Here is a 22,143-nt window from a genome sequence, read left to right as displayed (position 1 = left end):
ACGAGGCCGGCCGGGCCCCATGGCCACGGCCCCACGCTGCGCGACGCTCGCAGATCCGAAGCGGTGCGGACCCTGTCGACCGGCATGCGCCCGCGACCGCGCGCGGAGAGCCGGGGGGTCCGGTCGGCCCAGCGGGCCCTCGGTGTGCGGTTCAGTCCGCCGACGCTTCCGCCGCTCGGCGGTACTCGGCGTTGATGCGCTGGGCCTCTTCGAGCTGGTCCTCAAGGATGATGATGCGGCAGGCGGCCTCGATGGGGGTGCCCTGGTCGACGAGCTCCCGGGCCCGCGCGGCGATGCGCAGCTGGTAGCGGGAGTAGCGGCGGTGCCCGCCCTCGGAGCGGAGCGGGGTGATCAGGCGGGCTTCGCCGATCGCGCGGAGGAAGCCCTGGGTGGTGCCGAGCATGGCCGCGGCCCGGCCCATCGTGTAGGCGGGGTAGTCGTCGTCGTCGAGACGATCGTCGAACGATTCGCGTGCTGTCATCTGCACCTCTCTCACGGAACGCGTTGAGGGGCCCTGGCGCCGTACGGCACCAGGGCCCCGAAGGAACTACTACACCATCTGTCGGCCCTGATAATGCGCCGACCCTGTACTTCCGCCGACCCGGCCCAGAGTCTGCCGGGGGTGCGGGGATCGCGGCTGCTTGACCGGAGACCACCTCACTGTCGATGTCCTGCGGTACCCGGGCTCGGTTGCCTGACCCGGGCGATCCTGATGGCGCTCGGTTCCTCCGTTTCTTCCCTCGGTGTTCTCTGAACCTCATGACCCAGCCGCACCTGCGGCTGTCGGCGGCTCCTGATCACTGCGAGCCGCCCGGTGCGGCGGTCAGCCCCGTCGCCGTCTCACGCTCAACCCGGCTTCGGAACTCCACCGCCGCACCGTCCTGCGGACGTGCAACTGCTGGTACTGCCTCCTGGCAGTTCGTCTCTGCCAGGCCCTGCGGACTGTCTGGGTTACGAGAGAAACCATAACCCCACTGCCGCGGAAAATCTACTTCAGCCGCGATAGATTTTCGGATCCGCCCGAAAGAGGCACCCGCCGGCCCGACCCCCGCCGCGAAGGGACCCTTTGTGGCGGCTCGGGTCATTGGGAAAGATTGACCGCATTCTTCCTGCGCTAGAATCCTTCACCGAGCCGTTACGCTCCGTTGAGCGGGCTGGCGCTCATCTTTGCGGACCGCTGCCGGCGGCCATCGATGCCAGAAGAACGGGGGACGACGTGCAACGACACTGCAACGCCCCGGCCCTGCCCACCGCTTCCGCGGATCAGCGCTTCCGCCCGTCAAGTGACCGTGCCCTGCGGGCCGTCCGCGTCGACAACGCTCCCCGCGGCCGCGTGCCCGATATCGGCCGCAGCGACTCCGACGACCGGCGCTTCTGACACATTCCCGGCTCGGGGTCTGCCTTCCGGTCCCCCCTTGTCCGACGCTTCGTCCGTCGCGCGGCACGCCGGGCCCACACGGGTCACCCAGCGGTGCGTCCGCCGGCGGCACAGCCCCCTCGGCCGCTGATGCGCCGGACCGCAGCCCCCGCACACCCCGCCCGGGCCGTCGCCGCACCCGGGCGCGGCGCACGCGCTCGCGGCCGGCCGTACCCGTACGCGCTCCACCACCGGCGGCACGCCCCCGCCGCCGGGATCCCGCGAAGGCACCGCCGCCTTCCCCGCACCCGCCACCGGAGGACACAGGCCCGTGCACCACACCACAGTCGTACTCATCGAACTCGGAGCGATCATCCTCGGTCTGGGACTCCTGGGGCGACTCGCAGGACGCGTGGGCTTCTCCCCCATACCCCTCTACCTGCTCGGCGGGCTCGCCTTCGGCCACGGCGGCTTCCTTCCGCTCACCGCCGCCGAGGACTTCACCGCCACCGGCGCCGAGATCGGGGTGATCCTGCTCCTGCTGCTGCTCGGCCTGGAGTACAGCGCCTCCGAGCTCGTGACCAGCCTGAAAACCCAATACCCTTCCGGTGCCGTCGACTTCGTGCTCAACGCCGTGCCCGGCGCGGTCGCCGCGCTCCTCATCGGCTGGGGTCCCGTCGCCGCCGTGGCGCTGGCCGGCGTCACCTGGATCTCCTCGTCCGGCGTCATCGCCAAGGTCCTCGGCGACTTCGGCCGCCTCGGCAACCGCGAGACGCCCGTCGTGCTCGGCATCCTGGTCATCGAGGACCTCGCCATGGCCCTCTACCTGCCCATCCTCACCGCCCTGCTCGCCGGCGTGAGCCTTGCGGGCGGCGCGCTCACCCTGCTCGTCTCGCTCGGCACCGTCGGCGCCGTCCTGTACCTCGCCCTGCGCCACGGGCGCGTCATCAGCCGTGCGGTGTCCTCCGACAGCGCCGAGATGCTGCTCCTCGTCGTCCTCGGGCTGACCCTCCTGGTCGCGGGCATCGCCCAGGAGCTCCAGGTCTCCGCGGCCGTCGGCGCGTTCCTCGTCGGCATCGCCCTGTCCGGCGAGGTCGCCGAGGGGGCGAGCACGCTGCTCACCCCGCTGCGCGACCTGTTCGCCGCCGTCTTCTTCGTCTTCTTCGGGCTGTCCACGAACCCCGCCGACATTCCGCCCGTCCTCGTCCCCGCCCTCGTCCTCGCGGCCGTCACCACGCTTACGAAGATCGCCACCGGCTGGTACGCGGCCCACCGCGCCGGCATCCGGTCCGCAGGCCGCTGGCGCGCCGGGGGCACCCTCGTCGCGCGCGGCGAGTTCTCCATCGTCATCGCCGGCCTCGCCGTCGGCGTCGAGCCCCGTATCGGGCCGCTCGCCACCGCGTACGTTCTCATCCTCGTCGTCCTCGGCCCGGTCGCCGCCCGGTGGACCGAGCCGCTCGCCCTCCGCCTCACCCGCCGCCCCGCGCCGCCGGGGCCGGTCCCCGTGCCCGCCGCGGAGCGCATCGACGCTGCTCACACCGGCAGTTGAGGGGGCACCGGGGCCGGCACCCGACGGCCCCGTGCAAGACTCGCACCATCGTCAGCAGAACCACGGGGGACACCGACCGGTGCAGCACACCACACAGACCAGCTTCCTGGAGGGCTACGGCCGGATCATCGCCGGGGCATCCGCGACCGGCCGCCGCCTGACCCGCGCCGAGCTGGAGTCGCGGCGCATCCTCGGCGCCAAGGCCGCCGAGGCGGGGCACGGATGGCGTGCCCTGGTCCGCGAGCACCTCGCGGCCAGCCGGGTCGGCCGGCCCGGGTCGGCGGACCTCGACAGCGTCCTCAGCGCCGTCGAGCAGGCCATCGACGCCTTCGCCGAGGGGTACGAGCAGGCCCAGCGGCTCGTCGTCCGCCGGGAGGAGGCTGCCCGGCGCGAGTTCATCGACGACCTCCTGCACGGCCGCGGCGACCCGGGGCAGCTCTCCGCCCGCTCCGAGCGGTTCGGGCTGCGCCTGTCCGGTACGCACGCGGTCGCGGTCGCCGAAGGGCCCGCCCCGTATGACGAGACCGACCCCGTGCCCCGCGAGGTGGAGGCCGGCCTGTTCGCCCGGTTCGAACGGCGGCGCATCCTGTTCACCACCAAGGACGGCCGCATGGTGTGCGTGGCGCCGGCCGAACAGGACGACGTCCTCGTCCACTTCGCCAAGCGGGCGCACGCGGCGACCGACGGCGGCCAGGTCGCGATCGGCCGGCCCCGCCGGGGCGCCGTCGGAATCGGCCACAGCTACGAGGAGGCGCTCAACGCACTCGACGTCGCCCGCCGCATGGGCTTCGACGATCCGCTGCTGCGCGCCGCCGACCTGCTGGTCTTCCCCGTCCTGGCCCGCGACCGGCAGGCGCTGGTGGACCTGGTGGAGACCGCGCTCGGCCCGCTGGAGCAGGCGCGCGGCGGCCCGCAGCCGCTGATCCACACGCTGATCGCCTACTTCGACACGGGGTGCACCGCCGCCGAGGCCGCGCGGCGGCTGTCCCTGAGCGTCCGGGCGCTCACCTACCGCCTCGAACGCATCCACACCCTGACCGGCCTCAACCCGAACGACGCAGTGCACCGCTACACGCTCCACACCGCGGTCATCGGCGCCCGCCTGCTCGACTGGCCGGCGAGGCGGACCTGACCGCGTACGGCCCGCGCAGGGCGACCAGGAGGGCAACGGAAGGGGGCACCGTGGACGTGCCACAGCAGCAGGGCGCCTACGGCGGCCGGGACGGGCACATGGTGGTCTGCGGCGACGACGGGCTGGCGCACCGGCTCGCCGCGGAGCTGCGCGACGTCTACCGCCGGCAGGTCGTCCTCGTCGTCCCCGGCGACCGGGAGGAGGAGCGGTCGGCCCGCCGGCCGGCCCGCGGCCTGGCGGGCAGGTTCGGCGCGGTGCTCGGGGCGCTGCCCGGCGCCGCCGCCCCGCCCGCGGGGCCCCCGGAGGAGGAGCGGGTCGCGTCGGCGCCCACCGAGGACGTGCTCCTGCAGGCCGGCGCGGACCGGGCGGAGGCCCTCGCGCTGCTGTACGAGAACGACGAGACGAACCTGCGGGCCGCGCTCGCCGCCCGCCGGCTGAACCCCGGGCTGCGGCTCGTGGTCCGCATGTACAACCGCAAGCTCGGCCAGTACCTGGAGGAACTCCTCGACCAGGCCGTCCTCGTGGCCGAACCCGGGATCGACCCGGCGGCCCTGGACGCGTCCACGACCGTGCTCTCCGACGCGGACACCGCGGCCCCCGCCCTCGCGGCGACCGCGGCCGCCGGGTCGGGCAAGGTCGTCCAGGCGGACGGCCTGCTGCTGCGGGCCGCCGAGCGGACCCCGCAGGAGGGGGGCGCACCGTCCGACCCGGGGCTGTGCACGCTGGCGCTGCTCTCCTCCACGGCCTCCGACCCCGCGGGCGCCGAAGGCTCCGACTCCAGCGGCCCGTCCGCGCCGGAACTCCTTCCGGACGACCGCACCGTGGAGGGCGCGGCGGGGCGCGGGCGGATCGTCCTGGAGACGGTCCGCCACACCGGGCCGGCCGTTCCCGCCCGCCGGCTCGCCGGCCGCGGCGCCCCGCTGGGCGAGCTGTTCTCCCCGCGGCTGCGCTGGGCGCTCGCGGGCATCGCCGCCTCCGTCCTCGCACTGAGCCTGACCACGACCGTGCTCACGGACGCCGACCCCGTGCACGCCGTCTACCTCACGCTGCTCGACCTGTTCTCCATCAACGACCCGGCCGTCGAGGAGTCCACCACCCGCCAGGTCCTCCAGCTCCTCTCCGGGCTCGTCGGCCTCGCCCTGCTGCCCCTCCTCGTCGCCGGCACCCTGGAGGCGCTCGGCACGTTCCGGGCCGCGGGCGTGCTGCGCCGACCGCCCCGGGGCCTGTCCGGGCACGTCGTCCTGCTGGGCCTGGGCAAGATCGGCACGCGCGTCCTCGCGCGGCTGCGCGAACTCGGCGTCCCCGTCGTCTGCGTCGAGGAGGACCCCGACGCGCGCGGCATCCCCCTCGCCCGCAGCCTCGGGGTGCCCGTCGTCCTCGGGGACGTCACCGACGAGGGCGTACTCGAGGCCGCGAAGATCCACCGCGCCCGCGCGCTGCTCGCGCTCACCAGCTCCGACACCACGAACCTGGAGGCCACGCTCTACGCGCGCACCGTCAAGGGCGACCTGGAGGTCGCACTGCGCCTGTACGACGACGACTTCGCAACCGCCGTGCACCGCACCCTGCGCACCGCCCACCCCGACGCGCTCACCCGCAGCCGCAGCGTCACGCACCTCGCCGCGCCGGCGTTCGCGGGGGCCATGATGGGCCGCCAGATCCTCGGCGCGATCCCCGTCGAGCGGCGGGTCCTCGTCTTCGCCGCGCTCGTCGTGGCGGGGCATCCGCACCTGGAGGGGCGCACCGTCGCCGAGGCGTTCCGCCCCGGGGTGTGGCGGGTCCTCGCGCTCGACACGGCCGACCCGCGGGCCCGCCGGCCCGACCTCGCCCATCCGCCCTCCGACGGCGATCAGCCGCAGCTGCTGTGGGACCTGCACCCCGGGTACGTCCTGCGCCCCCAGGACCGCGTCGTCGTCGCCGCGACCCGGCAGGGCCTCGCCGAGCTGCTCCGCACGGCGCCGTCGCACCGCGCGGCCCCGTGACGACGCGGCTCACGGCTCGATGAGGCCGGCGCGGACGGCGTAGAGGCCGGTCCGGTCATCGGCCGCCCCTCCGTGTTCCCGATTCCGCTGTCGCCGCCGTGCAGCCCGTCGTCGTGGGGGCACTGACCTGCGGTTGCCGCAGGGGCCCGGGCCAGCCTGGCGTGTGCCGGGCCGCCTGGCCATCCGTGGTGACACCCATGTGTGGGCGACGTTCGCACCTGGCAACATGTCCTTCTGCCGCGCCGGGCCCCCTGCCCGATCCGCCGCACTTCGCACCACCATCGAAAAACCAACAGGAGGGGATGGGCTGTGCCTGCTCCACGGATGAGCACCACGCCGCTGCCCGGCATCGGCGTGCAGTACGACCTCACCACGCGTGAACACCAGCATCTGTCGGTGATCGCTCACCTGGACGGGACGCGCACCGTCAACGTCTACCGCTCGGACGACCCGGACGCGTGCGCGCAGTCGCTGCACCTGACGAGCGGTGAGGCGGACACCCTGGTCGACGCGCTGATGCCGGCGCACCACAGCCCGAACCTGCTGTCGACGACGGGCCTGGGGCTGGTCGCCGAGCGCGTCGAGCTGTCCTCGGGGGCGTACTGGAACGGCCGGACCCTCGGCGAGACGCAGATGCGGACCGAGACCGGCGCGTCCGTCGTGGCGGTCCTGCGGCGGGCGGAGGCGATCCCGTCGCCGACGCCGGCGTTCCGGCTGGCCGGCGGGGACACCCTGATCGTGATCGGCACCCGCGAGGGCGTCGAGGCGGCCGCCGCGATACTCGGACGGGAGTGACGGGTGCATTCTTCCGCGATCTTCCTGATCGAGTTCGGTGCGATCATCCTCGGGCTCGGCCTGCTCGGGCGCCTGGCCGGCCGTCTGCAGTTCTCGCCCATCCCCTTGTACCTGCTGGCGGGCCTGGCCTTCGGCACGGGCGGCCTGCTGCCCCTCGGCGCGAGCGAGGAGTTCGTCGCGATCGGCGCCGAGATCGGCGTCATCCTGCTGTTGCTGATGCTGGGGCTGGAGTACACGGCGAGCGACCTCGTCTCCAACCTCAAGACGCAGTACCCGGCGGGTCTGGTCGACTTCGCCCTGAACGCCGTGCCCGGCGCGCTCGCGGCGCTGCTGATGGGCTGGGGGCCGGTCGCCGCGGTCGTGCTCGCCGGTGTGACGTGGATCTCCTCCTCCGGCGTGATCGCCAAGGTGATGGGCGACCTCGGGCGCCTCGGCAACCGTGAGACGCCGGTGATCCTCAGCGTGCTGGTCCTGGAGGACCTCGCGATGGCCGTCTTCCTGCCGATCGTGACCGCCCTGCTCGCGGGCGTGAGCCTGGCGGCGGGCAGCGCCACGCTGGCGATCGCGCTCGCCGTGGCCGGTGCCGTCCTCTTCGTGGCCGTCCGCTACGGGCGCCTGATCTCGCGGTTCGTCTCCAGTGACGACCCCGAGAAGCTGCTGCTGGTGGTGCTCGGCCTGACCCTGCTGGTCGCGGGCATCGCGCAACAGCTCCAGGTGTCGGCGGCCGTCGGCGCGTTCCTCGTCGGCATCGCCCTGTCGGGCGAGGTCGCGGAGGGCACGCACACGCTGCTGAGCCCGCTGCGGGACCTGTTCGCCGCGGTGTTCTTCGTCTTCTTCGGCCTGCACACCGACCCGGCCAGCATTCCGCCGGTGATCCTGCCGGCCCTGGCGCTCGCCGTCGTGACCGCGCTGACGAAGATCGCGACCGGTTACTGGGCCGCCAGGCGGGCCGGTGTCGGCGTCAAGGGCCGCTGGCGTGCCGGCGGCACCCTGGTGGCGCGCGGAGAGTTCTCGATCGTCATCGCGGGTCTCGCCGTCAGCGCCGGCATCGAGCCGGAGCTGGGGCCGCTGGCCACCGCGTACGTGCTGGTCCTGGTCGTGGTCGGGCCGCTGACCGCCCGCTACACCGAGCCCATCGCCGCGTGGATCGGCCGGCGCCGCAGCGGCGGCGGGCCGTCGGCCGGCCAGGCGGCCGCGGCGAAGCCCGTCCGGGACGCGGTCGGCCGCGTGTGACCTGAGGACCGCCGGGACGGCGGCCGCGGGCGGCGCATCAGCGTGCCGCCGGCCGCCGCCCCTGCCGCGCGAGCCCGCCGGGTCAGGCCTTCTTGACCACGCTGGACTTGAGCTGCATGCTGCCGAAGCCCTCGATGCGGCAGTCGATGTCGTGGCCGTCGACGCCGTCCACCAGCTTGATGTTGCGCACCTTGGTGCCGGCCTTGATGCCGGAGGGGCTGCCCTTGACCTTCAGGGCCTTGACCACGGTCACGGTGTCGCCGTCCTGGAGGACGTTCCCGACGGCGTCCTTGACCACCTTCTCACCGGGCTCGCCGGCGGGGGCCGCGGACGGGGCCGTCGACCACTCGTGTCCGCACTCGGGGCAGACCAGGAGCGCGCCCATCTCATAGGTGTAGGTTCCGGAGCATTCCGGACAGGGCGGCAGGGTGTCGTTCATGCGGAGATCGTAGGCCATGGCTCGCGGGGGAGCGCGGTGTGAGGATGCAGGGGCCGCTGCTCAGGGGCGGGATTCGAAACGGGACGTACGGAGCGACGTGCAGCAGAGGGAAGCCAGGGGCCTGGTAGAGCGGATGGAGGACCGCCAGGTCGCGGTCTACCTGGCGGCGATGGCGGCCGGCGGGCTGCTGGGGTGGCTCGCGCCGGCCGCCGGCCCCGGCCTGGAGCACGCCGTCAACCCGGTCCTCGGCGCCCTCCTCTTCGTGACCTTCCTCCAGGTCCCGGCCGCCGACCTCGTCCGCTCCCTGCGCGACGGCCGGTTCCTGGCGGCCGCGCTGGTCGTGAACTTCGCCGTCGTCCCGCTGGTCGTGGCCGCGATGTTCGCGTTCCTCCCCGCCGACCAGGCCGTCCGCCTGGGCGTGCTGCTGGTGCTGCTGTGCCCGTGCGTGGACTACGTGATCGTCTTCTCGGGCCTGGCGGGCGGTTCGAGCCGCCGCCTGCTCGCCGCCACGCCGCTCCTGCTGGTGGCGCAGATGCTCCTGCTCCCCGTGTTCCTCTCCGTGTTCATGGGGCCGGGCCTCGCCGGCGTCGGCGCGTTCGGGCCGTTCCTGGAGGCGTTCCTCTTCCTCATCGCCGTCCCGCTCGCGCTCGCCTGGGCGCTCCAGGCGTGGGCGGCCCGCCGCCCGGCCGGCGCGAGGACCGCCGCGGCGGCGACCACGGCGATGGTGCCGCTGATGGCCGCGACCCTCTTCACTGTCGTCGCCGGGCAGATCCCCAAGGTGGGCGGCAGCCTGGCCGACGTCGCCGCCGTCATCCCCTTCTACGCGGCCTTCCTCGCCGTCATGGCCTTCGCGGGCCGGGCCGTGGCGCGGCTCTTCCGCCTCGACACGGGGGCCGGGCGGGCCATCGTCTTCACCGGCGCCACCCGCAACTCCCTCGTCGTCCTCCCCCTGGCCCTCGCTCTCCCCGACGCCTTCGCCGTCACGGCCGCAGTGGTGGTCACCCAGACCCTCGTCGAGGTACTCGGCATGACGGCGTACATACGCCTCGTGCCGCGCCTGCTCCCGGAGACGGCGCCGACGGCGCACTGAACCGGCGCGCGGCGTCCGGCGGGGCGGTGCGGCCCGGTGCCGCGCGTGTTGCGGAACTCGCCCCCTGCCGCCGGACGGGGCAGCAACGCCACCCGTTCGAGGGGGTTCACCCCGCAGGGCGCACACGACCCGGCAAGTAAGGGGAGAAAGTGAGGCATGACCGTTACCGCGAACATCGACAGCAGCCGCCCCGTCGCGACGCTCATCAACGTGTTCACCGTCGCACCGGAGCGCCAGCACGAACTGATCGCCCTCCTCACCCGCGCCACCGAAGAGACGATGAAGCACCAACCCGGTTTCGTCTGCGCCAACTTCCACGCGAGCCAGGACGGCGAACGCGTCATCAACTACGCGCAGTGGGAGAGCGAAGCCCACTACCGCGCCATGCTCGCCAACCCGGAGGCCCGGGTGCACATGGACGAGGCGGCCACCATCGCCGTGGATGTCCAGCCGCGCCTCTTCCACGTCGCCTCACACCACGGCAAAGGCTGACGCGCAGCGGAGCGGGGCGGCCGGCACCCCCGGTGGAGGGTGTCGGCCGCCCCGTCGTGCGGGCGCGCCGCGCAGGCCGGTTGCGCGGGCCCGCGTCAGGGGGCCCCGTGCCCCTCGTGGGGGGAGGGGCCGCCGGCGGCGGGCGAACCGTGGCCGGGGGCCGACTCGATCGTGCCGCCCAGGCGGTCGCGCACCGGGGCCAGCGCCTCGGCAGACCCGGCGGTGACAACCCAGCGGGGGCCGACGAGGTACGTGCCCCCGTAGGCGCGCGCCTCCGCCAGCCAGGCGCTGCGGCCCTCCTCCGTGCCGAACGTGGCCATGCGGTACGCGGTCGGCCCCGTGCCGCAGGCTCCCTCCCGCAGCTCCTCGGCGTCCACGGTGACCTCCGGCGTGCAGCCGAGGGCTCCGGCGATGTCCGCGAGCGGGGCGGGGCGGGGTGCCGGGGAGGCGGACGGAGAGGGGGCCCCGCCCGGGGAGGCGGCCGCCCCGCCCTCTCCGCAGCCGCCGCACAGGAGCAGCACGGGCAGGGCGGCGGCGCAGGCGGCCAGGCGGGCGGAGGTCGGGAACACGGCTTTCCTCACGGGTCTCAGCCGGCCGAAACCGGGGCCTTCTTGCCGGTCTCGGTGACCGCGAACCACAGGCCCTGCTTGTTGTGGCCGGTGGTCTGGCCGGGTTCGGTGTCGCCGGTGAAGGTGTACACAGGCCAGCAGTCGATCGTCAGCTGCTCGCTGCCGTCGGGCCGCTTCACGGTGCCGATCAGTTCCGGCCGGATCCCCGACGCCTTGGACTTGTCCACCGGGGCGGCGGGCTTCCACGTCTCCGCGCACGCACCGACACAGGTGGCCTTCATGGGCCACGCGCTGTCCTTGTCGAATCGGTACAGGGTGCGCCACTGGCCGTCGACGAGTATCCTCCCGAGCTTTTCGTTCACGGCGACGGACAGCTCCTTGTCCGGATTCCGCGAATACCCGCCCGAACCGGATCCGCCACCCATTCCCATTCCCATTCCGGTGCCGGACTGGCCGCCGCCGCCCGCCTGCTGCTTCTTGTCGACCGCCTTCTTCCCGTCGGGCGCCAGCGCGTGCCACGTCCCGCCGACTCCCTCGCCGTTCGCCTCGCCCGCCCGGGTGTCCTTGACATACCGGTAGACGGGCCAGCCGGCGAGGGTCAGCTGCCTGGTCCCGTCGGAGCGGGTGACCTCACCGAGCAGGGCCGCGTCGATGCCGGCGGAGGCAGCGGCGTCGGCGGCGGGGACCGGCGGCCACGCCGTGGCGCAGTCCCCGTCGCAGTTCGACTTCGGGGGCTGCGGGGTGTCCTTCTCGAAGCGGTAGAGGGTGGCTCCGGCGCCGTCGGTGACGACGCTGCCGACCGATGCGATCTCCCGTACGGCGAGCTGTCCCGCCGGCCCGGCCTGGCCGCCGCCGGCCGCGGAGCCGGCGCCGGAGCCGCTCAGCTCGCCGGGGGCGGCCCCGTAGCCGCTGCCCGAGCCGTAGGCGTCCGCGAGGGCCTTTCCCGCGCCCACGGGCTGTACGGAATTCCCGCCGCGCGCCTCGCCGCCGCCTCCGCAGGCCGCCGTCAGCATCAGGACGGCGGCCACCGATCCGACGGTTGTCACGCGGCGCATCTTGTTCACGTTCTCTCCTTCGGGCTTTTCCCGGTGGGGGCTGCTGCCGAGTAATTCATAGACCCGGCGGGGGGCTCGGAATGGATACGGCCGGGAATTTGTCAGAAGTCGCTAAGCGGTGAACTCCCGGCCGTGCGCACCGCCGCTCCGGTTCACTCCTGGATGCGCAGCGCCAGGGCGGGGCAGCGCCGCACGGCCCGCAGGGCCTTCGCCCTGAACCGCTCGGGGACGGGCATGACGGCCTGCGCCGGGAAGCCGTCCGCATCCAGCCGGACGACGTCCGGCAGCAGGTCCGCACAGAGGCCGTGGCCCCGGCACAGCGTCCAGTCCACGACGAGCCGCTCGGGGTTCTCGTCTGCGGGCAGGGGCAGCGCCCCGAGGACGCGGCGGCCGCAGCCGCTTCCGAGGGCGTGGTCGCGCAGCTCGTCGGGGAAGACGGCGAGTGCGGAGGCGACGAAGCCGGAGGTGCCGTCGGGATGGCTGCACGCGCCGCGGCCGCGCACCGCCCGCATGCGGCTCTCGATCGCGTCCCAGGCCGCTCTGCCGCCGCCCGCGACGAGCTCCTCCACGGCCGTGGCGAGGGACGGCAGGCCGCGGACGCACGGCCCGCACTGGCCCGCCGACTCGTCGGCCATCCAGCGGGCCACACGGGCCACTTCGCCCGCGGGGCACGTGTCCTCCGGCAGGGGCAGCACCGCGCCCGCGCCCAGCACGGCGTTGACGGAGGACAGCGACTGGCGGGACAGCGCCACCGAGCGCGCGGCGGCGGCGGTGAGCCACCGGCCGTGGTAGCCGCCGACGAGGACGCCCTGCCCCGGGGAGTACCCGCACAGCTCCAGGACGTACGCCAGGGAGGTGCCGGTCGGCACCTCGACGACGGTCGACCCGGCGACGGTGAGCAGGACGGTGCCGGGCTCGGCGGGCAGGCCGGCCGAGCAGTACCCGGAGGCGCCGAGCCGTGCGGCGACGGCGAGTTGGGCGTACGTCTCGGTGTTGGACAGCAGGGTGGGGACCCCGCCGAGGCCGCGGTCGCTGGTGCGGACCTTCTGCCCGTTGGGCAGGGCGGGCCCGCCCTCGATGCCGTTGATGAGGGAGGTGCCCTCGCCGGTGACGAAGCGCTCGGGGAGCCTGGCGACGCGGACGCGGCTGCCGGCCGGGCCGCGCTCGGCGACGGCCGTGCGCAGGGACCGCTCCACGTCGTCGCGGGTGACGCCGACGACCACGTCGTCGGCGCCGAGCGCGGCGGCGGCGAGGAGCGCCCCGTCGAGGACGAGGTGCGGGGCGTGCAGCAGCACCGCCTTGTCCTTGAGGCAACTGGGCTCGCCCTCGCTGCCGTTGACGACGACGGCGGTGCGCCCGTCGCGTGACCGGGCGGTCCGCATGACCGCCCGCAGTTTGCGCGCGAAGGGGAAGCCGGCTCCGCCGCGGCCCCGCAGGTCGATGTCCTCGGCGAGCTCGACGAGTTCTTCGGGCCGGTAGAGGGGCAGGGGGCCGTGCACGGCCAGGTGGTCGGCCCGGTCCAGGCGCGGCAGGGTGTCGAGGCCTGCGAGCACCCGGGGTTGGCCCACGCAGCCGAGGGCCGGGGTCGCTTCGGTCACCGGCCCCTCCGCCTGCTGCCGAGCGGCTGTCCGGCCTGGTCCGGGACCATGTCGAGCCGGCTGGTGACGAAGGCGGCGCCCGCGCCGTAGGGCGGGCGGTCGGGGATCGGGGCGAGGGTCGGCCGGGGAGGGGCGTCCGGGCGCTGCGCCCGGCCTGCGGCGGCAGGGCCCTGCGCGGGCAGCGGGTCGGGGAGGGTGTCGACGAACGGGCCGGGCTGCGGTGCTGGCGGGCTCCCCCCGCCCTGCCGGGCGAGGCGGGCGGTCAGCCGCTCGGCGGCCCACTCGGCGGGCCGCCGTACGAAGCGCTGGGCGGCGCCGGCGCGGTCCTGGCCCCCGGGGCGGGGGGCGGACTGGGGCTGAGCGGCGCCGGGGCGGGCCCGCTCGGTGCGCATCCGCTCCCGCATGCGCAGGACGAGCAGGGTGGCGACCGCGACGAGGCAGAGGGCGTACGCCGCGGTGACCCAGCCGCTGGCCGGGCGGCCGGCCTTGAGGCCGTGCACGAGCGACGCCCCCCAGGCGGGGTAGGCCCCGACGTGCAGCGCCCGCCACCAGCGGGAGCGGCCCTTGGTGGCGAACGCGCTGCGGACGGCGCCGGAGACGGCCGTGCTGACGAAGAGGTACCCGGCGAGGCTGCCGAGGCCGATCAGCATCGGCTGGTTGTCGTCGGTGAAGGGGATGAGGACGGAGCCGACGTCCGTCCGCGATTCGGCGATCTTGATCCAGACGTGCAGGGCGAGGAAGCCGAGGCCGGCGACCGCGAGTCCGCGGTGGACGCCCTGGGCGACGATCCGGTGGCCGGACGTGAGGAGGACGCGGTCGGTGGCGGCCAGGCCCCACAGGACGGCGGAGGTCAGGGAGACGAGCGAGAGGACGCCCGCCCCGTAGTCCAGGAACTCCCACAGGTTGGTGAGGGCGCCGGCCCGGGCGGCGACGCCGAGGGCCAGGAGGGCGGCGAGCGCGCCGAGGGCCAGGGTGGCGGGGCGGGGGCCTCCGGCGGGGGACAGCAGCGGAGGTCGGCGCACCGCCCGCCGTCCGGCTGCCGCGGCCGCAGCCGCGCCGGCGTGGCGTCTGGTCCGGCGGGCCCGGTGGGAGCGGGGCGCGCGGGTCTGGGACAGGGGCATCGGGTTCTCCCATACGCCGGGCCCGAGGCACTCCACTTCGCACTCGGCGCCCGGGGGGTGGTCGACGGAACTGCTCCGCGGCGGGCGGGAGATGGGCCTCGCCGGCCGGGAGCGGGGGCCGGAGTGCAGAAGCATCGTGGACCTCCGCAACGCCTCCACAGTATTTATCGAATCGTGACAAGTTCTTGTGCGTGTGGCGCCGCCGCGACGAACGTCCCCGGAAGATTCCCTTCCAACGGTGCGGTGGCCCCTCCCGGTCACGCCTGGTCGGCCGCCACACCTCCCCGTCGGCAAAATCGAGGCAAAGCCGCGGGACCGCAAGTGGTTGACGCCCTCCTGGAGGGTGTACGAGGTGCTCAACTGCCCCGTCCGCACCGCCGGTACGGGCAGGGGGCGGCTCGACGCAGGCCTGTCACCCTCCCCGCGGGGCAGGCCGTACCCCGGCATGAACGAGGTAACAATGTGCGAACTGCTGAACCGTATCTGGGCCCGACCGCGCGGCGAGTGGACCCGGGTCCTGCGCCGGGAGCTCCCCGCCCTGGCATCCGGGATGGTGGAGGAGCTGAGGGACGGCATCCCCGGCTTCGCCGCGCTGGTGGATGACCTCGACGACGAGGTGGTCAGAGCACAGGTCGAGGCGGCCCTGCTGACGGCGCTCGGGTACCGGGAGCCGGTGACGCGCCCTCAGGAGCGGGCGGAGGCGCACGGCGCCGCGCCCGACGGCGGCCCCGAGCCGGTCAGGGCCGGCCCGTACGGCACGCCCGCGGGGCATCCGGACATCGACGATGACACCGACGGCGACGGCGGCCGTGGGGGGATCGACCCCGACGAGGACATCGACCTCGACGTGGCGGCCCTGGACGCGGCTGCCGGGCTTCCCGGAGGCGCCCTCCACGGGCCCGGACTCCGCGGCGGGGGCGCGGATCCGGTCCTGGACCGGATCCCCCGGCAGAGCTCGTACCGGACACGGACGGCCCCGCTGACGGTGGTCGCGTCCGACGGCCCGGGCAGCACCTGCGAGCGGGCGCGGAGGGAGCTCTTCTCCGCTCTCATAAGTGACATGCCCATGGCTGAAATCGCGCTGTCGGAACTCGCCCGCGCCGCCGGCTGGCCCCTTCCCCCCGAAATACGCGCCATCGCCCTGGCGACGCCGGGCGAGACCCAGCAGCTGGCCGCCTCCCTCGGCGACGCCCTGGCCGGCATGGTCGGCGGGCAGCCGTGCCTCCTCGTCCCCAGTCCCGAGGACCCCGACACCCGCACCGCCCTGGAGTCCCTGCTGCGCGGCCGGTTCGCGGCCGTGGGCCACCCCGTCGCACCGCGCGACACGAGCCACTCCCTGCGCTGGGCCCTGCGCCTGCTCGCCCTCGCCCCCCACCGGCCCGGACCGGAGGGCCGGCCCCTCTTCGTCGACGACCACCTCTCCACCCTCCTCCTGCTCCAGGACGAACCCCTCGCGCACGCCCTGGCCGCCCGCTGGCTGCGGCCGCTGGCCGACCTGACACCGCGCCAGAGCGAGCGGCTCGAAGTCACCCTCCTCGCCTGGCTGGAGGGCGGGGGCGCCCCGGAGGCCGCCAAGGCCCTGAGCGTCCACCCGCAGACCGTCCGCTACCGGATGCGGCAGCTGGAGAAGCTGTTCGGCCCCGGACTGCGCGACCCGCGCACCCGCTTCGAGCTGGAGATGGCCCTGCGCAGCCGCCGGCTCATGGCGCAGGTGCGGCGCCAGTACGCGCGGGTCGGCCGCAAGGCCCGCGCCGCCGCCACCGACTTCCGCCCCCTCGGCGTGGACCGCATGGCCCGCGTCAACGGCCTGTAGCATCGCGGCCCGCCGGCGCGGGCGGCACCTCCACAGCCACCCGGCCCCCCTCCCCTCCCCCTGCCCCTAGGGCCTGTATTGAGTTGCCCCGTGGAGCAAGGAGCGGCGTTCGGTGCGTGCCCTCGGTGTGCGGGACGAATGTCCTCGTAGCGGAGCTACTAGGACATTCGGCTCGTGCGCCGAGGGTGCGTGCCGGGCGTCGCGACGCCGCGGGGCAACTCAATACAGGCCCTGATCCCCTTCCCCCGCATCGACTCCCCCACGGCCCCGGCCCCCTCGCCGTCCACCCGGCGCGAGCGGCCCGGGGCCGTGCGCGTGCCCGCGGCCGGGCGCGGGCGGGGCGCCCGGACCGGCGGGCAGCGCGGCGTACAGGTCCAGCAGTTCGGCGTATGCGCGCGAGCAGTGTGCGCAGGACGCCAGGTGCTCGGCGAGGCCGGGCGCGCGCAGGGCCCCGCCGCGCCGCACCGCCGCGCCCAGCGGGCCCGCGTACCGGCGGCAGCGGGGGTCCGGGGCCCCGTCGAGGTGGGCACGCAGGTACGCCTCCCGCAGCCCCTCGCGGGCCCGGAAGGCCAGCGACGTCACCGCGCTGGGAGTGATGCCGAGCAGCAGCGGCACGGGGTGCGGGCAGTCGTCCTCGACCAGCGTGTGCCACAGGACGGCCCGCCACCGCTCGGGCAGCGTGCGGAACGAGCGGGCGACGAGCCGGCGGTCCTCGCACTCCAGCAGCCGGCGCTGCGGGTCCTCGCCGACCGCGCCGGGGCCGCACCACGGCTCGACGTCGGGCGTCAGCAGCGTCCGGCCCGCGCCGGCCCGCCACTCCGAGGCCGTGTGCCGGACGACCGCGAGCAGGTACGGGCGCCAGCGCTCCCGCGGGCCGGCTCCGGACCGCACGGCCTGGAGGGTCCGCAGGAAGGCCTCGGAGGCGAGGTCCTCGGCGTCGTGCGGCGTACGGCAGCACGCGCGCGCACATGCGAAAGCGGCGGCACCGTGCCGCCGGTGGAGCAGTTCGCAGACTCCGGCGTCCGCGGTCCCCGCCGCGAACGCCCGCCGCAGCCGCCGGATGAGCTCCGCGTCGGACGGCCCGGCTCCGCCGGCCGCGTCCGGCGTGGGCCGCGGCTCCGACTGCGACTGCGGTTCGGTCCGGGGCCCGGGTTCGGGCTCGGGTTCGGGCTCGGGTTCGGGTTCGGGTTCGGGCTGGGGTTCGGGCTGGGGTTCGGGTGCTAACCCGGACATGGCACTCCCTCGGTACGCAGGCCCCGCCGGGGCCCTTGGAACGGCTGCACACATGCGTAAGGCGGTGCCGGCCCGAAGTCGGCTTCGGGCCGGCACCGCTCTCGGGGCGGCGCTGGGGAGGGGGAGGGGGCGCCGCCCCGAGGGACTCAGCGGCAGGTGCGCCCGTCGTTGATGCAGCGCACTGCGTTCGCCATGAGCCGGTCGGACATCACGTTGATGAAGTCGCCGTGGTCGGTGACCGGCTTGTGCAGCTGCTCGGGAAAGCTGTCTACGGCGAACCGGGAGCCGGGCGGCACGCTGTAGACGATCCGCTGGACGAGCTGCGGGATGGCCTTGAACCCGGGCTTGCAGGAGCCGTCCCTGTTCGCGAAGGCCACGTGGGTGCGGTGGTTGGCGCTGTCGGTGTTCCGCCCGTCCCAGCAGCTCTGGAAGTTGAACGTGCGGACCACGTCGCTGCCCCTGGGGCAGATCGGGTACTTGTCCTTCAGCTGCCGGTTCTCGAAGCCGGTGCAGCTCCACGAGGCGTTGGCGTTCCCGACCCCGTTGGTGAAGGCCTTGGCGTCGCCGGTGATGATGCGCAGGAAGCGGGGCATGGCGGCGACCTTGGAGACCGGGCTGCCCTTGAACTCGATCGTCACCTGCTTCGGCTTGAGGATGGTGCCGACGTTGCCGTCCTGGCCGCCGCCGGGCGCGTTGGCGTCGCGTTCGGCACGGCCGTCGCGGAGCCGGAGCACGGGCCAGTAGTAGGTGGACTTGTCTCCGTTGGTGCAGGTGGTGCCGGAGGCGGCGAGGCTGTTGTTGGTGGAGAAGGCGTCCGTGGTGAGGTTGCCGACGTAGTCGTGCATGTGGTGGGCGCCGTTGCTGACGCCGGGGGCGACGATGACGTTGTCCGGGTTGAAGTGGCCGTTCTCGTTGCGGCCGCAGTTCACCGAGAAGGACCCTCTGGAGGCGTTCCCGCGGTTCGCGGGCTTGCGGACGTTGGGCCGGACGTTGCCGATCGCGACGAAGTCGCTGCGGGCCGGGCCGCCCTTGGCCGCCGCCTGGCCGCCCTGGGCCGCGGCGCCCTGTGCTGCGGCCCCCTGCGCCGCTGCCGGTTCGTCCTCGGGGTCGGGGGCGGCCGCCTGCTTCATCTCGCAGCCGGCGAGCCCGTCCAGGCCCTGGGGGCGGGCGCCCGCGCCCGCCATCGCGTCGCCGATGGCGCCTATGGTCCTGCCGCGCTGCTGCCGGAGGCCGCTGAGCAGGGTGCCGCCCTTGGCGCGGCCCGTGGCGAGCTGCTTGTAGGCGTCGGCGACCTGGGTGTCGAGCTGGGCGAGGTTCTTGTCCACCTCCGCGCGGGCCTTTTCGGGGACGTCCGTGAGCTTGTCGCCGACGTCCGGGCAGTCGATGGTGGCGGTCACCGGCGCGGCGCGGTCGTCCTGTCCGGCGAACGCGCCCTGTGCGACGAACACGACCCCGCCTCCGCCCAGGACCAGGGCGGACACCATGGCGAGGACCTTGTGCGACGTCCGCAGACGGCGTTTGTGGCCCTTTTGACTCATGCGATCACTTCACTTCGGTCGGGAAACGGTGGAGGAGGCGGGCGCGGGCGCCGCGGCCGGCGGCGTGTCCGTGAGGCCGTCGAAATCGACCATGCCGGTGGCCTCCAGGACCGTGATGTGGTCCAGGACCGTGGCGTTGGCGTCGGTGGCCAGCCCCCGGACCATCGAGTTGCGGGTCTGCGCCCGGATCTGGGCCACGAGCGAGAACACCTTGCCGTGGGCGCGGCGCAGCAGCTGGGCGAAGAGCTGCTCGTACTGGGCGCCTTGGGCGTTGGTGAGCTGGTCGAGCCACTCCTGCTGCTGCTGGGTGGGCCGGTCGGGCAGTTCCATGCCGAGCGCCCCGCCCACTTCCAGGGCGCGCCGGTCCAGTTCGGCGTGGCCCTCGACGAGGTGCTCGCCGGCCGTGCGCATGGTGGAGCGGTTGCTGCGCTGGAGGGCCTGGCGGCCGGCGGGCAGCTCCCACAGTCCGGCGAGGCGCACCTTGCGGACGAAGTCCCGGTCCTGGGCGGTCAGCGGCCCGAAGGCCGTGCTCATGGTTCCGAGGCCGTCGTCGTCGGCCGCGGGGAGCGTGGTCGCTGCGGCCGATCCCCCGTTGAACTTCTCCACGGGGACAAGCAACGCGATCAGGGTGAAGGCGAGGGCGCCGATGACGGCGACCGTGGCCAACACGTGTCTCGATGCGACCGACATGCTGCCGACGGCCGACCGACGGAATGACAGCACTGTGCCTCCTTGCTGCATGGTCCGGAAGGGGCGGCAGGGGCAAGGGACACGGCAGTCGTGCCGCGTGTACCCGCGCTCCCCGGGTGCCACGGGACGCTAGTGCCCGTTGTGGTGGTCGTTCGGAAGGACCATCACGAATGGACAAACATCCGGTCCATTCCCCGGAAGGCTGGTACCGTGCCGCGGCCGCGGGTCCCGTCAGAGGGGGTGGGCGCGGGCGATGAGCAGGGCGACGTCGTCGCGGTCGTCCGGGCGGCGCAGCCGGCCCAGCAGCAGGTCGCAGGTCGCCTCCAGGGGGCGGCCCGGTGTGTCGAGCAGGTCGGTGAGGGCCCGGAGCCGGGTGTCGATGTCCTGGTCGCGGCGCTCCACGAGGCCGTCGGTGTAGAGGACCAGTTCGTCGCCGACGTCCAGGTCGAGGGCGGCGGCCTCGAAGGGCACGCCGCCGACGCCGAGGGGCACCCCGGTGGGCAGGTCCAGCAGCTCGGGCGGGCGGCCCCGGCTGACGCGTACGGGCGGCAGGTGGCCGGCGGAGGCGATGCGGCAGCGGTTGCGGCGCGGGTCGTACACGGCGATGACGCAGGTGGCCATGGTGTGGCCGAGTCCGGTGGCGGTGTGGTCGAGGCGGGTGAGGACGGCCGCCGGGTCGAGGTCGAGTTCGGCCAGGGTGCGGGCGGCGGTGCGGAGTTGGCCCATGGCGGCGGCCGCGTTGATGCCGCTGCCCATGACGTCCCCGACGACGAGCGCGGTCTTGTCGTCGGCGAGGGGGATGACGTCGAACCAGTCGCCGCCGACCTCGCCGGCGCTCTGGGCGGGCTGGTAGCGGAAGGCGATCTCCAGTCCGGGTGTCGGGGTGGGCTGGTGGGGCAGCAGGTGCCGCTGGAGGAGGAGCGCGGCGCGGCGCTGCTTCTGGTACCAGCGGGCGTTGTCGATGCAGACGGCCGCGCGGGCGGCCAGCTCCTGGGCGAGCAGGACGTCGTCCTCGTCGAACGGCAGCGGGTTGTCGGCGCGCTGCAGGCCGAGCGCGCCGATGACCTCGCCGCGGGCGATGAGCGGCACGGCGAGGTAGGAGTGCAGCCCCGCCTCGGCGAGCAGCGCGGCGGCCTCGGCGTCCCGGGCGATGCCGCCGAGGTCGCCGGGCGTGACGCGGGCCTGGAGCGCGGGCCGGCCGGTGCGGACGCAGCGGGTGACGAGGCGCGTGTCGTCGTAGCGAGCGATGGTGCCGACCGGGTCGACAGCCTGGACGGCGGGGCCGGGGCGGGCTGCTTTGACGGCCAGGGCCCGGAACCGGACGGTGCCGGCAGGGACCGTGCCGGACGGCTGCTCGCCGGTGAGGACCTCGTCGAGGACGTCGATGGTGGCGACGTCGGCGAGCTGCGGCACGGCCATGTCGCCGAGCTCCCGGGCCGTGACGCCGAGGTCCAGGGTGGTGCCGATGCGGACGGAGGCGTCGGCGATGAGAGCCAGCCGCTGCCGGGCCAGTGCGATGGCCTGCGCCGTCTTGTGCTGCTCGGTGACGTCGGCGATGGAGGCGGCGATGCCGATGGGCCGCCCGGCCGGGTCGTCGAGGCGGTAGTACGAGGCGGAGAAGGCGTGGTCCTGGTGGGGGTCGGCGGGGGTGCGGCCGGTGGTGAACTGGTCCAGCCGGGGGACGCCCGTCACCAGTACCTCGCGCATGGCCGCCTCGATGGCCGCGGCGTCCACCCGGGGCAGGGCCTCGTGGACGCGGCGGCCCAGGTGCTGCTCGGCCGGGATCCCGTTGATCCGTTCGAGGGCCGGGTTGACCATGACGTAGCGCAGGTCGGTGTCGAGGACGGCCAGCCCGATGGGCGACTGGGAGACCAGGCGGAGGGAGAGGGCGAGGTCGCGCTCCAGACGGCGCAGGGTCGCCTGGTCGGAGGCGATGCCGAGGGCGTAGAAGCGGCCCTCGCGGTCCTCCAGGCGCATGTTGCGGAACTCGGTGAGCCGGGTGCCGCCGTCCTTGTGGTGGACGGGGAACACCCCGGCCCAGGGCGAGCCCTCGGACATGACCTTGTCGAAGAGGGAGAGGACCACGCCCAGGTGCTCCTCGCCGACGAGGAGGCGGGCGGCGTACTCGCCGAGCGCCTCCTCGGCCGGGTATCCGAAGAGCTCCTCGGCCTGCGGGCTCCACAGGACGATCCGCCCCTGGGAGTCGAGCACGACAGCGGCGACGCCGAGCACGTCCAGCAGCCCCCGGCCGGTGCCGGGGCCGGCGGGCCCGGTCCTGCCGACGGCCCCGCCCGGCTCGGTGCGGCCGGTCTCGCCGGTCTCGCCGGGCGGGCCGGTGGGACCGATCGGGCCGGTGGGGCCGGTGGGGCCGCCGGGACCGGGGGTTTCCGTGGGGCCGGTCGGGTCCGGCGGGGTGCCTGCGGAGTCGGCCGGGACGCCATTCGCCGTGCTCATGCC

The 22,143-nt window shown here is 74.5% G+C and carries 18 protein-coding genes; 8 read left to right on the top strand and 10 right to left on the bottom strand.

Features of this window, described 5'->3' with window-relative positions; all coding sequences use genetic code 11:
• Window positions 1-151: 151 nt before the first annotated feature.
• Window positions 152-481: a MerR family transcriptional regulator gene (locus C0216_RS11800; protein ID WP_114055226.1), complete on the bottom strand. Its 330-nt coding sequence runs from the start codon at window positions 479-481 to the stop codon at window positions 152-154.
• A 1,207-nt stretch (window positions 482-1,688) separates the two neighbouring features.
• On the opposite strand from C0216_RS11800, the gene C0216_RS11795 reads away from it, so the two are divergent.
• The 5 genes from C0216_RS11795 (at window position 1,689) to C0216_RS11775 (ending at window position 8,048) form a co-directional block, all read left to right on the top strand.
• On the top strand, window positions 1,689-2,906 hold the full coding sequence (locus tag C0216_RS11795) for a cation:proton antiporter (protein WP_114055225.1): 1,218 nt from the start codon (window positions 1,689-1,691) through the stop codon (window positions 2,904-2,906).
• Window positions 2,907-2,985: 79 nt separating this feature from the next.
• Window positions 2,986-4,038 (top strand): PucR family transcriptional regulator, encoded by a 1,053-nt coding sequence (locus C0216_RS11790; RefSeq protein ID WP_114055224.1) that lies wholly within the window; start codon window positions 2,986-2,988, stop codon window positions 4,036-4,038.
• 98 nt (window positions 4,039-4,136) lie between these two features.
• The gene (locus C0216_RS11785; protein ID WP_114058612.1) at window positions 4,137-6,020 is read left to right on the top strand and encodes an NAD-binding protein; all 1,884 of its coding nucleotides are present in this window, start codon (window positions 4,137-4,139) and stop codon (window positions 6,018-6,020) included.
• 324 nt (window positions 6,021-6,344) lie between these two features.
• Window positions 6,345-6,815: a cation:proton antiporter regulatory subunit gene (locus C0216_RS11780; protein WP_114055223.1), complete on the top strand. Its 471-nt coding sequence runs from the start codon at window positions 6,345-6,347 to the stop codon at window positions 6,813-6,815.
• 3 nt (window positions 6,816-6,818) lie between these two features.
• Window positions 6,819-8,048 (top strand): cation:proton antiporter, encoded by a 1,230-nt coding sequence (locus C0216_RS11775; protein ID WP_114055222.1) that lies wholly within the window; start codon window positions 6,819-6,821, stop codon window positions 8,046-8,048.
• An 82-nt stretch (window positions 8,049-8,130) separates the two neighbouring features.
• Here C0216_RS11775 and C0216_RS11770 read toward each other — a convergent pair whose 3' ends face one another.
• Window positions 8,131-8,487, bottom strand: a complete 357-nt coding sequence (locus tag C0216_RS11770) for a zinc ribbon domain-containing protein YjdM (protein ID WP_114058611.1) — start codon at window positions 8,485-8,487, stop codon at window positions 8,131-8,133.
• Window positions 8,488-8,620: 133 nt separating this feature from the next.
• On the opposite strand from C0216_RS11770, the gene C0216_RS11765 reads away from it, so the two are divergent.
• Both C0216_RS11765 and C0216_RS11760 read left to right on the top strand, forming a co-directional pair.
• A complete protein-coding gene (locus C0216_RS11765; protein ID WP_114055221.1) occupies window positions 8,621-9,577 on the top strand; it encodes a bile acid:sodium symporter in 957 nt (318 codons plus the stop codon).
• A gap of 156 nt (window positions 9,578-9,733) precedes the next feature.
• The gene (locus tag C0216_RS11760; RefSeq protein ID WP_114055220.1) at window positions 9,734-10,069 is read left to right on the top strand and encodes an antibiotic biosynthesis monooxygenase family protein; all 336 of its coding nucleotides are present in this window, start codon (window positions 9,734-9,736) and stop codon (window positions 10,067-10,069) included.
• Window positions 10,070-10,164: 95 nt separating this feature from the next.
• Here the strand turns inward: C0216_RS11760 and C0216_RS11755 are convergent, their stop codons facing one another.
• The 4 genes from C0216_RS11755 to C0216_RS34075 all read right to left on the bottom strand — a co-directional run bounded on the left by C0216_RS11755 (window position 10,165) and on the right by C0216_RS34075 (window position 14,412).
• A complete protein-coding gene (locus C0216_RS11755) occupies window positions 10,165-10,638 on the bottom strand; it encodes a hypothetical protein (protein WP_114055219.1) in 474 nt (157 codons plus the stop codon).
• Window positions 10,639-10,655: 17 nt separating this feature from the next.
• Window positions 10,656-11,693 carry an SCO0930 family lipoprotein gene (locus tag C0216_RS11750; RefSeq protein ID WP_114058610.1) on the bottom strand — a complete coding sequence of 346 codons (1,038 nt, stop codon included), beginning with the start codon at window positions 11,691-11,693 and terminating at the stop codon, window positions 10,656-10,658.
• A 152-nt stretch (window positions 11,694-11,845) separates the two neighbouring features.
• Entirely contained in the window at window positions 11,846-13,291 is a 1,446-nt protein-coding gene (locus tag C0216_RS11745) for an NADH-quinone oxidoreductase subunit NuoF family protein (RefSeq protein WP_114055218.1), read from the bottom strand.
• Window positions 13,288-14,412 (bottom strand): hypothetical protein, encoded by a 1,125-nt coding sequence (locus C0216_RS34075; RefSeq protein WP_216827072.1) that lies wholly within the window; start codon window positions 14,410-14,412, stop codon window positions 13,288-13,290. The genes C0216_RS11745 and C0216_RS34075 overlap by 4 nt, the downstream gene beginning before the upstream one ends.
• A gap of 445 nt (window positions 14,413-14,857) precedes the next feature.
• Here C0216_RS34075 and C0216_RS34300 point away from each other — a divergent pair, with 445 nt between their 5' ends.
• Window positions 14,858-16,225, top strand: coding sequence for a PucR family transcriptional regulator (locus tag C0216_RS34300; RefSeq protein WP_246042494.1), 1,368 nt, complete (start codon window positions 14,858-14,860; stop codon window positions 16,223-16,225).
• A 219-nt stretch (window positions 16,226-16,444) separates the two neighbouring features.
• On the opposite strand, the gene C0216_RS11725 is transcribed toward C0216_RS34300, so the two are convergent.
• The 4 genes from C0216_RS11725 to C0216_RS11710 form a co-directional block, all read right to left on the bottom strand.
• Window positions 16,445-17,458 (bottom strand): RNA polymerase sigma factor, encoded by a 1,014-nt coding sequence (locus C0216_RS11725; protein WP_216827071.1) that lies wholly within the window; start codon window positions 17,456-17,458, stop codon window positions 16,445-16,447.
• A 146-nt stretch (window positions 17,459-17,604) separates the two neighbouring features.
• A complete protein-coding gene (locus tag C0216_RS11720; protein WP_114055217.1) occupies window positions 17,605-18,996 on the bottom strand; it encodes a DUF1996 domain-containing protein in 1,392 nt (463 codons plus the stop codon).
• Window positions 18,997-19,005: 9 nt separating this feature from the next.
• On the bottom strand, window positions 19,006-19,719 hold the full coding sequence (locus tag C0216_RS11715; protein WP_246042491.1) for a DUF4142 domain-containing protein: 714 nt from the start codon (window positions 19,717-19,719) through the stop codon (window positions 19,006-19,008).
• 198 nt (window positions 19,720-19,917) lie between these two features.
• Window positions 19,918-22,140: a SpoIIE family protein phosphatase gene (locus C0216_RS11710; protein WP_114055215.1), complete on the bottom strand. Its 2,223-nt coding sequence runs from the start codon at window positions 22,138-22,140 to the stop codon at window positions 19,918-19,920.
• Window positions 22,141-22,143: the final 3 nt, after the last annotated feature.

It is taken from the genome of Streptomyces globosus, from assembly GCF_003325375.1.
In the GTDB taxonomy this organism is placed as follows: domain Bacteria; phylum Actinomycetota; class Actinomycetes; order Streptomycetales; family Streptomycetaceae; genus Streptomyces; species Streptomyces globosus_A.
Note: the sequence above shows the minus strand (reverse complement) of the source record. Positions and strands in the feature narration are given on the sequence as shown.

Excerpts from the sequence above, each read along its gene's own strand:
- C0216_RS11800 (WP_114055226.1), bottom strand. The coding sequence starts at position 481 with ATGACAGCACGCGAATCGTTCGACGATCGTCTCGACGACGACGACTAC.
- C0216_RS11785 (WP_114058612.1), top strand. The coding sequence starts at position 4,137 with ATGGTGGTCTGCGGCGACGACGGGCTGGCGCACCGGCTCGCCGCGGAG.
- C0216_RS11780 (WP_114055223.1), top strand. The coding sequence starts at position 6,345 with ATGAGCACCACGCCGCTGCCCGGCATCGGCGTGCAGTACGACCTCACC.
- C0216_RS11770 (WP_114058611.1), bottom strand. The coding sequence starts at position 8,487 with ATGAACGACACCCTGCCGCCCTGTCCGGAATGCTCCGGAACCTACACC.
- C0216_RS11765 (WP_114055221.1), top strand. The coding sequence starts at position 8,621 with ATGGAGGACCGCCAGGTCGCGGTCTACCTGGCGGCGATGGCGGCCGGC.
- C0216_RS11760 (WP_114055220.1), top strand. The coding sequence starts at position 9,734 with ATGACCGTTACCGCGAACATCGACAGCAGCCGCCCCGTCGCGACGCTC.
- C0216_RS11750 (WP_114058610.1), bottom strand. The coding sequence starts at position 11,693 with ATGCGCCGCGTGACAACCGTCGGATCGGTGGCCGCCGTCCTGATGCTG.
- C0216_RS34075 (WP_216827072.1), bottom strand. The coding sequence starts at position 14,412 with ATGCCCCTGTCCCAGACCCGCGCGCCCCGCTCCCACCGGGCCCGCCGG.
- C0216_RS34300 (WP_246042494.1), top strand. The coding sequence starts at position 14,858 with ATGAACGAGGTAACAATGTGCGAACTGCTGAACCGTATCTGGGCCCGA.
- C0216_RS11725 (WP_216827071.1), bottom strand. The coding sequence starts at position 17,458 with ATGTCCGGGTTAGCACCCGAACCCCAGCCCGAACCCCAGCCCGAACCC.
- C0216_RS11720 (WP_114055217.1), bottom strand. The coding sequence starts at position 18,996 with ATGAGTCAAAAGGGCCACAAACGCCGTCTGCGGACGTCGCACAAGGTC.
- C0216_RS11710 (WP_114055215.1), bottom strand. The coding sequence starts at position 22,140 with ATGAGCACGGCGAATGGCGTCCCGGCCGACTCCGCAGGCACCCCGCCG.